12 protein-coding genes are annotated in these 11,739 nt (G+C 69.6%); 8 read left to right on the top strand and 4 right to left on the bottom strand.

Going from position 1 to position 11,739, the window contains the following annotated elements; genetic code table 11:
• The 5 genes from FOY91_RS18565 to mmsB all read left to right on the top strand — a co-directional run.
• Nucleotides 1–1,699, top strand: a 1,699-nt coding sequence (locus FOY91_RS18565; RefSeq protein ID WP_145155110.1) for an ABC transporter permease, incomplete at its 5' end; no start/stop codon positions are given.
• 110 nt (nucleotides 1,700–1,809) lie between these two features.
• A complete protein-coding gene (locus FOY91_RS18560) occupies nucleotides 1,810–2,949 on the top strand; it encodes an acyl-CoA dehydrogenase family protein (protein WP_145155108.1) in 1,140 nt (379 codons plus the stop codon).
• Nucleotides 2,946–4,034 carry an enoyl-CoA hydratase/isomerase family protein gene (locus FOY91_RS18555; RefSeq protein WP_145155106.1) on the top strand — a complete coding sequence of 363 codons (1,089 nt, stop codon included), beginning with the start codon at nucleotides 2,946–2,948 and terminating at the stop codon, nucleotides 4,032–4,034. The genes FOY91_RS18560 and FOY91_RS18555 overlap by 4 nt, the downstream gene beginning before the upstream one ends.
• A 60-nt stretch (nucleotides 4,035–4,094) precedes the next feature.
• Entirely contained in the window at nucleotides 4,095–4,871 is a 777-nt protein-coding gene (locus FOY91_RS18550) for an enoyl-CoA hydratase-related protein (protein WP_145155104.1), read from the top strand.
• Nucleotides 4,872–4,940: 69 nt separating this feature from the next.
• A complete protein-coding gene (gene mmsB, locus FOY91_RS18545) occupies nucleotides 4,941–5,834 on the top strand; it encodes a 3-hydroxyisobutyrate dehydrogenase (protein ID WP_145155102.1) in 894 nt (297 codons plus the stop codon).
• Nucleotides 5,835–5,857: 23 nt separating this feature from the next.
• Here mmsB and FOY91_RS18540 read toward each other — a convergent pair whose 3' ends face one another.
• Genes FOY91_RS18540 through FOY91_RS18525 form a run of 4 tightly spaced genes read right to left on the bottom strand, consistent with a single transcriptional unit; the run spans nucleotide 5,858 to nucleotide 10,159 of the window.
• Nucleotides 5,858–6,640: an SDR family oxidoreductase gene (locus FOY91_RS18540; protein ID WP_145155100.1), complete on the bottom strand. Its 783-nt coding sequence runs from the start codon at nucleotides 6,638–6,640 to the stop codon at nucleotides 5,858–5,860.
• A gap of 25 nt (nucleotides 6,641–6,665) precedes the next feature.
• Nucleotides 6,666–8,504 carry a cobaltochelatase subunit CobT gene (gene cobT, locus FOY91_RS18535; protein WP_145155098.1) on the bottom strand — a complete coding sequence of 613 codons (1,839 nt, stop codon included), beginning with the start codon at nucleotides 8,502–8,504 and terminating at the stop codon, nucleotides 6,666–6,668.
• Nucleotides 8,505–8,534: 30 nt separating this feature from the next.
• Nucleotides 8,535–9,539: a cobaltochelatase subunit CobS gene (gene cobS, locus FOY91_RS18530; RefSeq protein WP_145155096.1), complete on the bottom strand. Its 1,005-nt coding sequence runs from the start codon at nucleotides 9,537–9,539 to the stop codon at nucleotides 8,535–8,537.
• A gap of 17 nt (nucleotides 9,540–9,556) precedes the next feature.
• Nucleotides 9,557–10,159, bottom strand: a complete 603-nt coding sequence (locus tag FOY91_RS18525; RefSeq protein ID WP_145155094.1) for a J domain-containing protein — start codon at nucleotides 10,157–10,159, stop codon at nucleotides 9,557–9,559.
• A gap of 37 nt (nucleotides 10,160–10,196) precedes the next feature.
• Between FOY91_RS18525 and FOY91_RS18520 the strand changes: the two genes are divergently transcribed.
• Genes FOY91_RS18520 through FOY91_RS18510 form a run of 3 tightly spaced genes read left to right on the top strand, consistent with a single transcriptional unit; the run spans nucleotide 10,197 to nucleotide 11,657 of the window.
• On the top strand, nucleotides 10,197–10,484 hold the full coding sequence (locus FOY91_RS18520; protein ID WP_145155092.1) for a BolA family protein: 288 nt from the start codon (nucleotides 10,197–10,199) through the stop codon (nucleotides 10,482–10,484).
• Nucleotides 10,485–10,509: 25 nt separating this feature from the next.
• Nucleotides 10,510–11,214: a glutathione S-transferase gene (locus FOY91_RS18515; protein WP_145155090.1), complete on the top strand. Its 705-nt coding sequence runs from the start codon at nucleotides 10,510–10,512 to the stop codon at nucleotides 11,212–11,214.
• On the top strand, nucleotides 11,211–11,657 hold the full coding sequence (locus FOY91_RS18510) for an NUDIX hydrolase (RefSeq protein ID WP_145155088.1): 447 nt from the start codon (nucleotides 11,211–11,213) through the stop codon (nucleotides 11,655–11,657). The genes FOY91_RS18515 and FOY91_RS18510 overlap by 4 nt, the downstream gene beginning before the upstream one ends.
• Nucleotides 11,658–11,739 lie beyond the last annotated feature (82 nt).

The following is an 11,739-nucleotide window of genomic DNA, read 5'->3' as shown; positions in this document are numbered from 1 at the left end:
GATCGGGGTGGGCAACGGCGTGTCCTCATGGCTGGATGCGCGGCGCGGCGGCATCGCCACGCTGAAGGTGCTGGGCGCCTCGTCGCGCATGATCGGGGCGATATATATCCTGCAACTGGCGCTGGTGGCGGCCGGCGCGGTGGCGGCAGGGCTGGTGGCCGGGGCCTGCGTGCCGGCGATCGTCGCCTGGGCGGCGGGCGATGCGCTGCCGGTGCCGCCGCAGTTGGGCCTCTATCCGCTGCCGCTGGTGACGGGCGCGCTGTATGGCCTGCTGGTGGCGCTGCTGTTCGCCATCGCCCCGCTCGATCGTGCACGCAGCGTGCCGGCCGCCTCGCTGTTCCGCGGCGGGGTGGAGCGGCCGGCGCGGCCGGCGTGGCCGGTGATCGCGGCGATGGTGGCGCTGGCCGGGCTGATCGCGGGGCTTGCCATCGGCACCGCGCGCGAACCGGGGTTCGCCGCGCTGTTCGTGGCGGCGGCGGCGGGGCTGCTGGTGGTGCTGTCGCTGATCGGTGTCGGCGTGCGCGCGCTTGCCGCCCGCCTGCCGCATCCGCGCCGGCCGCTGCTGCGGCTCGCGCTCGCCAACCTGCACCGCCCCGGCGCGCAGACCGACAGGCTGGTGGTGGCGCTCGGCCTCGGCCTCAGCCTGTTCGCCACGCTGGCGGTGATCGAGACGAATCTGTCCGGCCAGATCGCCCGCAGCGTGCCGGCACGCGCGCCCAGCTTCTTCGCGCTCGACATCCCCAATACCGAGGCGGATCGCTTTCGCGCGCTGGTGGCGCGGCTGTCCCCCGGCGCCGAGGTGAAGACGGTGCCCTCGCTGCGCGGCCCGGTGGTGGCGTTCGCCGGCAAGCGCGTGGCGGACCTGAAGTCGATCCCAGACGGCGCGTGGATTTTGCGCGGCGATCGCGGCCTCACCTATGCCGCCACCGTGCCGGAAGGCAGCCGGGTGGTGGCGGGCCGATGGTGGCCGGCGGACTATGCCGGCCCGCCGCTCGTCTCGCTCGACGTGAAAGCGGCCGACGCGCTCGGGTTGAAGCTGGGCGATACGATGACCGTCTCGGTTCTGGGCGTGGAGGTGACCGCGACGATCGCCTCGCTGCGCGAGATCGACTGGGACACGATGGGGTTCAACTTCGTCATGGTCTTCTCGCCGAACGCGCTGGAAGGCGCGCCGCACAGCGTGATGGCCACGATCGCGATGCCCCCGGCGGGCGAGAACGCGCTTTCCCGTGCCGTCACCGCCGCCTTCCCCTCCGTCTCGCTGATCCGCATCAAGGAGGTGCTGGCGCAGGTGGCGGACGTGCTGGGACAATTGGGCGTGGCCATCCGCGCGGCCGCTTCCGTTGCGGTGGCGGCCGGTATCGCGGTGCTGATCGGGGCGATCGCCTCCTCCCGCCGGGCGCGGGTGCGCGATGCGGTGCTGCTCAAGCTGCTGGGCGCCACGCGCGGGCAGGTGCTGGCGGCACAGGCGATCGAATATGCCGCGCTCGCCACCATCGTCTCGGCGCTGGCGCTGGCCGTGGCGGCCGGGGCGGGGTGGTATGTGGTGGTGCGGCTGTTCGGGCTGGAGTGGGCGACCGACTGGCCGACCGTGATCGGCACCGTGCTGGCGGGCGCCTTCGCCCCGCTGGCGATGGGGCTGGCGGGTGCGCTGCCGGCGTTGCGCGCGCGGCCGGCGCAGGCGTTGCGCACGTTGTAGGCGTGGCCAGGCGTGCCTGTACCGGATCGTGACGACGGGCGACGCCCGGGCCGCGCTTCTTGTATTTTCATCCGCCCGGCGGCAAAGCCGCCGGATTGAGGGGAGCAGCGATGCAGTTCGACCTGACCGAGGACCAGCGGGCAATACAGGAGATGGCGCAGCGGTTCACCGCCGATGCCATCACGCCGTTCGCCGCTGGCTGGGATGAGGCGCACCACTTCCCGCGCGACGTGGTGAAGGCGGCCTGCGAGCTGGGCTTCGGCGCGATCTATGTGTCCGAGGAAGGCGGCGGCACCGGCCTCGGGCGGATGGAGTCGGCGCTGGTGATGGAGGCGATGGCCTATGGCTGCCCGTCCACCAGCGCGTTCATCTCGATCCACAACATGGCCGCGTGGATGGTCGATCGCTACGGCGGTGCCGACCTGAAGGCGCGCCTCCTGCCGGCGCTGGTGTCGGGCGACAAGCTCGCCAGCTACTGCCTGACCGAGCCGGGTGCCGGCTCCGACGCGGCCAGCCTGCGCACCCGCGCGGTGCGCGACGGCGACGACTGGCTCGTCAGCGGATCGAAGGCGTTCATCTCCGGCGGCGGGGTGAACGAGGTCTATGTCACGATGGCGCGGACATCCGACGATGGCGCCAACGGCATCAGCTGCTTCCTGATCGAGAAGGACATGCCCGGCGTCAGCTTCGGCGCGGCGGAGAAGAAGCTGGGCTGGCATTCGCAGCCCACCGCACAGGTGAATTTCGACGGCGTGCGCGTGCCGGCGGCCAACCTGCTGGGCGAGCTGGGGCAGGGCTTCCGCATCGCCATGGCCGGGCTGGACGGCGGACGTCTGAACATCGGCGCGTGCAGCCTGGGCGGCGCGCAACGGTGTCTGGACGAGGCGATCGGCTACACCCGGGAGCGCCGCCAGTTCGGCAAGGCGATCGCGGACCTGCAGGCCACGCAGTTCACGCTGGCGGACATGGAAACCGAGCTTCAGGCCGCGCGCATCCTGCTCTACGCCGCCGCCGCCAAGGTGAGCGAGGGCGCGCCCGACAAGACCAAGTTCGCCGCGATGGCCAAGCGACTGTCGACCGACACCGGCTGGTCCGTGGTCGATCGCGCGTTGCAACTGCACGGTGGCTACGGCTACCTCCAGGATTATCCGATCGAGCGGTTCCTGCGTGACCTGCGGGTCCATCGCATCCTCGAAGGCACCAACGAGATCATGCGCGTCATCATCGCCCGGGAGTTGCTGCGCCAATGAGCGCGGCCAACGGCACGAACGAGCTGCTCGTCTCGGTGGAAGGCGGCGCCGGGCGGCTGCGGCTCAACCGGCCACGGGCGCTCCACGCGCTCACCCGCGACATGTGTCTCGCCATCACGCAGGCGCTGCTGGCGTGGCGCGACGATCCGGCAGTGCGGCTGGTGCTCCTCGATCACGCGCCGTCGGCGGACGGCGACCCCAAGCTGTCGCGCGGCTTCTGCGCCGGCGGCGACGTGCGCGCCTTGTGGGAAAGCGCGCGGGTGGACGGCGTGGCGGCGCGCGACTTCTTTCGTGACGAGTATCAGACCAACCATCTGCTGTTCACCTTCGCCAAGCCGATCGTGGCGTTCATGCACGGCATCACGATGGGCGGCGGCGTCGGCATCTCCCAGCCGGCGAAATACCGGGTCGTGACGGAGCGGACGGTGTTCGCCATGCCGGAGACGGGCATCGGGCTGTTCCCCGATGTGGGCGGCGGCTGGTATCTGTCCCGCCTGCCCGGACGGATGGGTGAATTCGTGGCGTTGACCGGCGCGCGGCTGGACGGCGCCGACTGCGTTGCGCTCGGCCTTGCCACCCACTTCATCCCCTCGGCCGATCTGGACGCGGTGAAGGCGCGGCTGATCGCGGCGCCGGACGAGGTGGAGGCCATTCTCGCCGCCGCCACCACCGCCCCGCCGCCCTCTGCCATCTTGACGCGGCAGGCGGAGATCGACCGGCTGTTCGCCGCCGACCGCTACGAGGATATCCTCGACGCGCTGGAGGCCGATGGCGGCGAGTGGGCGACCGCCCAGCGCGCCGTCCTCGCGGAGAAGTCGCCGATGGCCTGCAAGGTGTCGCTGCGGCTGGTCCGGCAGGGGCGCGACCATCGGGACTTCGCCGAGGAAATGCGCGTCGAGTACCGGCTGGCCTGCCACATCGTCCAGCGCCACGACTTCGTCGAGGGCGTGCGCGCGCTGCTGGTGGACAAGGACAATGCGCCCCAGTGGGACCCGCCCGCGCCCGGGCGCGTGAGCGACCACCTGATCGACACGATCTTCTCGCCGCTGGCCGAGGCCGACGAGTGGCGGCCCCTGAGCGCCTGACGCCCGGATCGACGCCGCCAAACCACCGGGGCCGCGCCCCAATCATCGAGGGATGACGTGATGAGTGACTATGAGACGCTGCTGGTGGAAACGCACGGGGCGGTCACGCTCGTCCGGCTCAATCGCCCGCAGGCGCTGAACGCGCTCAACACCGCGATCCTGCGCGACCTGATCGACGCCTTCGCCGCCTACGATGCCGACGACGGCCAGCGCTGCCTGGTGCTGACGGGCAGCGAGAAGGCGTTCGCCGCCGGGGCGGACATCAAGGAGATGCAGGATCAGGGCTTCGCCCAGATGTACGGCGCCAACTTCTTCGGCGGGTTCGAGAAGGTGTGGTCGGTGCGCAAGCCGTGGATCGCGGCAGTGGGCGGCTTCGCGCTCGGCGGCGGATGCGAACTGGCGATGATGGCCGATATCATGATCGCCGCCGATACCGCCCGCTTCGGCCAGCCCGAGATCAAGCTGGGCGTGGCGCCCGGCATGGGCGGCTCGCAGCGGCTGACCCGCGCGGTCGGCAAGTCCAAGGCGATGGACATGGTGCTGACCGGGCGGATGATGGACGCGGTAGAGGCCGAGAAGGCCAACCTGTGCAGCAAGGTGGTGCCCGCCGCCGATCTGGTGGACGAGGCGCTGAAGATGGCCGCCACCATCGCCGGCATGGCTCCGCTCGCCGCGATCGCCAACAAGGAGATGGTCAACGTCGCCTTCGAGACGGGCCTCGCCACCGGCATCCTGTTCGAGCGGCGCCTGTTCAACGGGCTGTGCGCCACCGAGGACAAGAAGGAAGGCATGGGCGCCTTCGTGGAGAAGCGGCCGGGGGTGTGGACCGGGCGGTAAGCCCTCGCCCTCGTCGGCCCGGCGGCTCCCGCCGGGCGGCGACACCATGGTCAAACGGAGGACAGCGTAATGGCACGAATCGGCTTCATCGGATTGGGCAACATGGGTGGCGGCATGGCCGCGAACCTGGCGAAGGCGGGGCATGAGGTGCGCGCGTTCGACCTGTCCGAGGCTGCGCTGGCGCGGGCCGAGGGGGCCGGCTGCACCCGCGCGGCGTCCGCTGCCGAGGCCGCGCGCGATGCCGATTTCGTCGTCACCATGCTGCCCGCCGGCCGCCACGTCGTCTCGGTGTATCAGGACGAGGTGTTCGCCGCCGTGCCGCCCTCGGCGGTGCTGCTCGACTGTTCGACGATCGACGTCGCCTCGGCCCGCGCGGTGATCGCGGCGGCGGCCGAGCGGGGGCTGGCGATGGTCGATGCGCCCGTCTCGGGCGGGATCGCGGCGGCCAACGGCGGTACGCTCACCTTCATGGTGGGCGGTACGGACGACGCCTTTGCGAAAGGCGAGCCGATCCTCGCCGCGATGGGCAAGGCGGTGATCCATGCCGGCGCGGCGGGCGCGGGGCAGGCGGCCAAGATCTGCAACAACATCATCCTCGGCGCGACGATGGTCGCCACCTGCGAGGGCTTCGCGCTGGCGCAGAAGCTGGGGCTGGACCCGCAGACCTTCTACGACATCGCCTCCAAGGCGACGAGCCAGAGCTGGTCGATGACGAGCTACTGCCCGCTCCCCGGCGTCGGCCCCACGTCGCCCGCCGACAACGGCTATCAGGGCGGCTTCGCGGCCGCGCTGATGCTGAAGGACCTGAAGCTGGCGGTCGAGGCGGCGGGAGCCGCCGGTGCCAGCGTGCCGATGGGCGCGGCGGCGGGCGCACTGTATCAGGCGTTCGTCAACGGCGACGATCAGGGGCTGGACTTCTCGGCGATCATCAAGCTGCTGGATGGCACGCAGCACAAGGGCTGAGGGCGGATGCCGCCGCCCCGCCACTAGCCCGGCGAGGCGGCGGACCCGGCCAGCAGGCCGCCGTCGACGTTGATCTCGGTACCCGTGATGTAGGTTGCCTCGTCGGCGGCGAGCATCAGCGCCACCGCCGCCACCTCGTCCGCCGTGCCGAACCGGCGCAGCGGCGTGTCGGCGACGAGCGCCTTCATCCGCTGCTCGCGCGCCGGCCCCATCCCCAGCATCGGCTCCCAGATCGGCGTGAGGATCGCGGCGGGATGGATGGAATTGCAGCGGATCGCCCAGCCCTGCTGCGCGCAATAGAGCGCGACCGACTTGCTGTGGTTGCGCACCGCCGCCTTGGACGAGGCATAAGCGGCGGCGAGCGGGATGCCGACCAGCCCGGAGCGCGACGAGATGTTGATGATCGATCCCGTGCCACGCGCCTTCATCGCGCCGATGGCATAGCGACAGCCGAGAAACGTCCCGTCCAGATTGACCCGGTGCACCGCGCGCCAGTTCTCCAGCGTCGCATGTTCGGGGTCATGCGCCACCACCATGCCCTCCTCGAAGCCGGTGACGCCGGCGTTGTTGACCACCACGTCGGCGGCCGGCACGAGCGCCGCCAGCCGTGCCCAGTCCGCCTCCTCGCGCACGTCGAGCGGCACGAAGCGGCAACCGATCTCGGCGGCGGCGGCAGCGCCCGCTGCCTGATCGCAATCGGTGGCGATCACGGTCGCGCTTTCGCGATGGAAGCGCTCGGCGATGGCCCGGCCGATCCCGCGTGCGGCGCCGGTGACGACGCAGGTCTTGCCCTCAAGCCGGCTCATCGAAGGCAGCCCGGGCCCGGCACGCCTAGCGCCCCTCGTTCTCGAACAACCCGGCGAGCTGTTCCACCATCGTGCCGCCCAGCTGCTCCACGTCCATGATCGTCACCGCCTTGGCGTAATAGCGCGTCACGTCGTGGCCGATGCCGATCGCGATCAGCTCGACCGGGGACTTCCCCTCGATCCAGCCGATCACCTGCCGCAGGTGCTTTTCCAGATAGCTGCCCGAATTCACCGACAGCGTGGAATCGTCCACCGGCGCGCCGTCGGAGATGACCATCATGATCTTGCGCTCCTCCGAGCGGCCGATCATCCGGTTGTGCGCCCACATCAGCGCCTCGCCGTCGATATTCTCCTTGAGCAGCCCCTCGCGCATCATCAGGCCCAGGTTGCGGCGGGCGTGGCGCCACGGCTCGTCGGCACGCTTGTAGATGATGTGGCGCAGGTCGTTCAGCCGGCCCGGCGTGGGCGGGCGGCCCTGTCCCAGCCACTGCTCGCGGGACTGGCCACCCTTCCACGCGCGGGTGGTGAAGCCGAGGATCTCGGTCTTCACGCCGCATCGCTCCAGCGTGCGCGCCATGATGTCGGCGCAGATCGCCGCAATCGAGATCGGCCGACCGCGCATCGAACCGCTGTTGTCGATCAGCAGCGTCACCATCGTGTCGCGGAACTGGGTGTCGCGCTCCCGCTTGTAGCTGAGCGAGTGGCCGGGGCTGACGATGACCCGCGCCAGCCGCGCGGCATCGAGCATCCCCTCCTCCTGATCGAAATCCCACGAGCGGCTCTGCTGCGCCATCAGCCGGCGTTGCAGCCGGTTGGCCAGTTTGGTCACGGCGCCCTGCAGATGAATCAACTGCTGGTCGAGATAGGCGCGCAGCCGGTTCAGCTCCTCGGCGTCGCACAGCTCGGTCGCCTCGATCACCTCGTCATAGGCGGTGGTGAATGGATGATAATCGAACGTGGCGGAAAGATCGGCGAACGGGCGGTTGGGGCGCACGGGCATCATGCCCTCCTCGCCGTCGTCGCCCATGTCCGAGTCGCTGTCGCTCAGCGAGTCGTCGTCCAACTGGCGGGATTCGCCGTCGTCGGTGCTTTCCTCGTCGCTGGCCTCGGCGCGCGACTCCGTCTCGCTCTGCGCGCCGCCGCCCTCGTCCTCGCCGTCGTCGCCCTGTTCCGATTCGTCCTGTTCCTCGCCCTCGCCTTCTTCGCCGGGGTCCTGCTGCTCGTCGGGCGTGGTTTCGCCTTCGATCAACTGGAGATCTTCCAGCAGGCGGGTGGCGAGGCGGCCGAAGGCGCGCTGGTCGTCCAGCACCATTTCCAGCGCGTCGAGATCGGCGCCGGCCTTTTCCTCGATCCAGTCGCGCACCAGCGCCAGTCCGGGCAAGGCGGCGGCGGGCGGCGCCTGCCCGGTCAGCCGTTCGCGCACCAGCAGGCCGACCGCGGTGGACAGCGGCACCTCGTCGCGATTGCGCGCGCGGACCAGCGGGTCGGATTTCATCCGCATGTCGAGCGCATGGCCGAGGTTGGCGCGCACGCCCTCCATCGCCCGCGCGCCGATCGATTCGACGCGCGCCTGTTCCACCGCGTCGAATACGGCGCGCGCCACCGGCTCGGCCGGGGCGGCGCGGTCGTGCAGCGCCTGATTGTGATGGCGCAGGCGCAGGGCATAGCCGTCGGCGAATCCGCGTGCCTCGGCCACCTGATCGGCCGGCAGCCCGCGCCCCGGCATCGGCACGCGCACCGCCTTGCCCAGCACCGAGGGCGCCTCGGCGGTGTAGCTCAGTTCCAGCTCCGGCTCCTGCGCCATCGCGCGCGCCGCGCCGCCGAGTACGGCCTTCAGCGCGTCGAGCGGGGTCTGTTCAGCCATCGGCCGGCCGCCCCGGGGCGCCTGCGAGGATCACTTCTTCCCCACCACGCTCTCCGGCAGATCCTTGCCGAACACGCGCTGGTAATATTCCGCCACCAGCGAGCGTTCGGCCTCGTCGCACTTGTTGAGGAAGCTGAGGCGGAAGGCGAAGCCCACGTCGCCGAAGATCAGCGCGTTCTGCGCCCACGAGATCACCGTGCGTGGCGACATGACGGTGGAGATGTCCCCCGCGACGAAGCCCGAACGGGTGAGGTCTGCGACCTTCACCATGTTCTCGACCACCTTCTTGCCGTCCGGCTTGTCATATTCGCCGCTCTTGGCGAGCACGATCTGCGCCTCGACCGCCGCGGGCAGATAGTTGAGCGTGACGACCAGATTCCAGCGATCCATCTGGCCCTGATTGATCTGCTGGGTGCCGTGATACAGCCCGGTCGTGTCGCCCAGGCCCACCGTGTTGGCGGTGGCGAACAGGCGGAACCACGGGGACGGGCGGATGACCCGGTTCTGGTCGAGCAGGGTCAGCTTGCCCTCCGTTTCCAGCACGCGCTGGATCACGAACATCACGTCCGGGCGGCCGGCGTCATACTCGTCGAACACCAGTGCGGTCGGCGTCTGCAACGCCCACGGCAGCAGGCCCTCGCGGAACTCCGTCACCTGCTGGCCGTCGCGAAGCACGATCGCGTCGCGACCGATCAGGTCGATACGGCTGATGTGGGCATCCAGGTTGATGCGGATGCACGGCCATTTCAGGTGGGCGGCCACCTGCTCGATATGGGTCGACTTGCCGGTGCCGTGATAGCCCTGCACCATCACCCGGCGGTTGAACGCGAAGCCGGCGCAGATCGCCAGCGTGGTGTCCGGATCGAACACATAGGCGGGGTCGAGATCGGGCACGCGCTCGTCCGCCTCGGAGAAGGCGGGCACTTCCATGTCGCTGTCGATGCCGAAGGCGTCGCGCACCTTCACCATCCGGTCTGGGGCGGCGAGCACCGTCTCGGCGCGGCTGTCGGGCTGGACGTTTGCTAGATCGGCCATAGGGTTTGCGAACTCTTTCAAGCGAAGGCGGGCGAGGATTTCAACGCGGTATAGGCGGCGATGACGTCCTGCAATGCCTTCTCGTGGCTACGATCGCCGCCGTTGCGATCGGGATGATATCGGCGCACCAGATCGGCATAACGCTGGCGCAGCATCCTGCGATCCGTCTCCGCGCCGAGACCGAGCGTCTTGAGCGCCTTGCGCTCGCTTTCGCGGAACGGATGGCCGTTGGCGGACTGCGGATTCTCACGCGCGAACTTGGCGCCGATCGCATCGAGCGGATCGATGAAATCGGCCCATTTCGGCCCCGTGCCGGCGTTGGCGGAGAAAGCGCGCGTCTCCCGCTCCCACCCGGCGAACGGACGCTGCTGCGCCTCGATCTCGTCCGCGCTCATCCCCTCGAAGAAATTGTAGCCGCCATTGAACGCGCGCACGTGATCGAGGCAGAACCAGCGCCACTGGCCCGGCCCGTCGCCGGTGCGGCGGCCTTCGCGCGGGGGCGCGCGGAACTCGCCCGGCTCGGTGCAGCCGTCATGCTCGCACACACGCGCGCCATCGCCGATGCGGCCGTGGAAGCGCGGGCTGCTCCGTTTCCTCTCGTTCGATCCGTCGTCCGCCAAGACTGCCTCTTCGCTGCAAACCGGTTATATAGAGGCGATGACCACATATCCCACCGGCCCCGTGGCCACCGCGATCGAGGAACGGCTGCGCGCCGCCCTGTCCCCCACACGCCTCGCCGTGATCGACGACAGCGAGAAGCATCGCGGCCATGCCGGGCACGACGGCAGCGGCGAAAGCCACTTCACCGTGGAGATCGTCTCCCCCACGTTCGAGGGGCAGAGCCGCGTCGCGCGCCAGCGGGCGGTGAACACGGCGTTGGCCGATTTGCTGGCGGAGCGCGTTCATGCCCTCGCGATCAAGGCGCGCGCCCCTTCCGAGGTGTAGGCCGCGCCCAGGCGGAGGTGGAACGATGAGTTACGACCTGTGGTACTGGCCCGGCATTCCCGGCCGAGGCGAGTTCGTGCGGCTGGCGCTGGAGGCGGGCGGCATCGCCTATCGCGATCTGGCGCGCGGGGAAGGCGGCATGTCTGCGCTCGGTCTCGATCTTGAACAGCCCCGCGACGCGCCGCCGTTCGCACCGCCCTATCTGCTGGCGGACGGGATGACGATCGCCCAGACCGCCAACATCCTGCTGTTCCTCGGCGAACGGCATGGCCTCGCGCCGGTCGACCTCGAGGGTCGGTTGTGGGTCAACCAGCTCCAGCTCACCATCGCCGATGCGGTGGGCGAGGCGCACGATGTGCATCATCCGGTCGCTGTGGGCCTCACCTACGAGGAACAGGCGGCCGAGGCGGCGCGCGCGGCCGAGGCGTTCCGCGCCGATCGCATCCCCAAATATCTGCGGTATTTCGAGCGGGCGCTGCTGCACCACGGCCCGTGGCTGGCGGGCGATCGCTGGAGCTACGCCGACCTCTCGCTGTTCCAACTGATCGAGGGGCTGCGTCATGCCTTCCCCAAGCGCATGGCCACCACCTTGCGCGATTGCCCCAAACTGACCGGCCTGCACGCGCATGTGGCGGCGCTGCCCGAACTCGCCGATTATCTGGCGAGCGACCGGCGGCTGCCGTTCGGCGACGGCATCTTCCGCCACTATCCCGAACTGGATGCCGGATGATGCGACGCCCGCGCCCGGCGGCGCGCATCCTGCTGGTGGACGGGAGGGGTCGCGTCCTGCTGTTCCGTTTCACTCCCGAAGATCGCCCGGTCTTCTGGGTGACGCCGGGCGGCGCGCTTGACCCGGGCGAGGATTATCCCGCCGCCGCCCGCCGCGAACTGCGCGAGGAGGTGGGGCTGGATATGGACTGCGGGCCGGAGGTGGCGCGCAAGCTGGCCGAATTCGAGACGGTGGAGGGAGAACCGGTAATCGCCGACGAACGCTATTTCCGCATCGACGTGGACGCCTGCGAGGTGGACCCTGCCGGGCACACCGAGCTTGAGCGGCGGGTGATGCAAAGCTGGCGCTGGTTCACGCCCGCCGAACTGGCGGCGCATGACGAACTGGTGTTTCCGGTCGATCTGGCGGAGATGCTGGCGGGGACGGGGCCTGGTTCTTATTAAAATCTTCCAACCCCCGAGACAACTCAGGGACTAGTATGGCGTCTTTTGCTTGAAAAAAAAAATAAATAGAAGACATGAGCCG

This window comes from Alterirhizorhabdus solaris (assembly GCF_007785815.1).
In the GTDB taxonomy this organism is placed as follows: domain Bacteria; phylum Pseudomonadota; class Alphaproteobacteria; order Sphingomonadales; family Sphingomonadaceae; genus Alterirhizorhabdus; species Alterirhizorhabdus solaris.
Note: the sequence above shows the minus strand (reverse complement) of the source record. Positions and strands in the feature narration are given on the sequence as shown.

What these genes read in the sequence shown, in the direction of transcription:
- mmsB (WP_145155102.1), top strand. Translation starts at nt 4,941, where the DNA reads ATGGCACGAATCGGCTTCATCGGATTGGGCAACATGGGTGGCGGCATG.
- FOY91_RS18560 (WP_145155108.1), top strand. Translation starts at nt 1,810, where the DNA reads ATGCAGTTCGACCTGACCGAGGACCAGCGGGCAATACAGGAGATGGCG.
- cobT (WP_145155098.1), bottom strand. Translation starts at nt 8,504, where the DNA reads ATGGCTGAACAGACCCCGCTCGACGCGCTGAAGGCCGTACTCGGCGGC.
- FOY91_RS18555 (WP_145155106.1), top strand. Translation starts at nt 2,946, where the DNA reads ATGAGCGCGGCCAACGGCACGAACGAGCTGCTCGTCTCGGTGGAAGGC.
- FOY91_RS18510 (WP_145155088.1), top strand. Translation starts at nt 11,211, where the DNA reads ATGATGCGACGCCCGCGCCCGGCGGCGCGCATCCTGCTGGTGGACGGG.
- FOY91_RS18515 (WP_145155090.1), top strand. Translation starts at nt 10,510, where the DNA reads ATGAGTTACGACCTGTGGTACTGGCCCGGCATTCCCGGCCGAGGCGAG.
- FOY91_RS18550 (WP_145155104.1), top strand. Translation starts at nt 4,095, where the DNA reads ATGAGTGACTATGAGACGCTGCTGGTGGAAACGCACGGGGCGGTCACG.
- FOY91_RS18540 (WP_145155100.1), bottom strand. Translation starts at nt 6,640, where the DNA reads ATGAGCCGGCTTGAGGGCAAGACCTGCGTCGTCACCGGCGCCGCACGC.
- FOY91_RS18520 (WP_145155092.1), top strand. Translation starts at nt 10,197, where the DNA reads ATGACCACATATCCCACCGGCCCCGTGGCCACCGCGATCGAGGAACGG.
- cobS (WP_145155096.1), bottom strand. Translation starts at nt 9,539, where the DNA reads ATGGCCGATCTAGCAAACGTCCAGCCCGACAGCCGCGCCGAGACGGTG.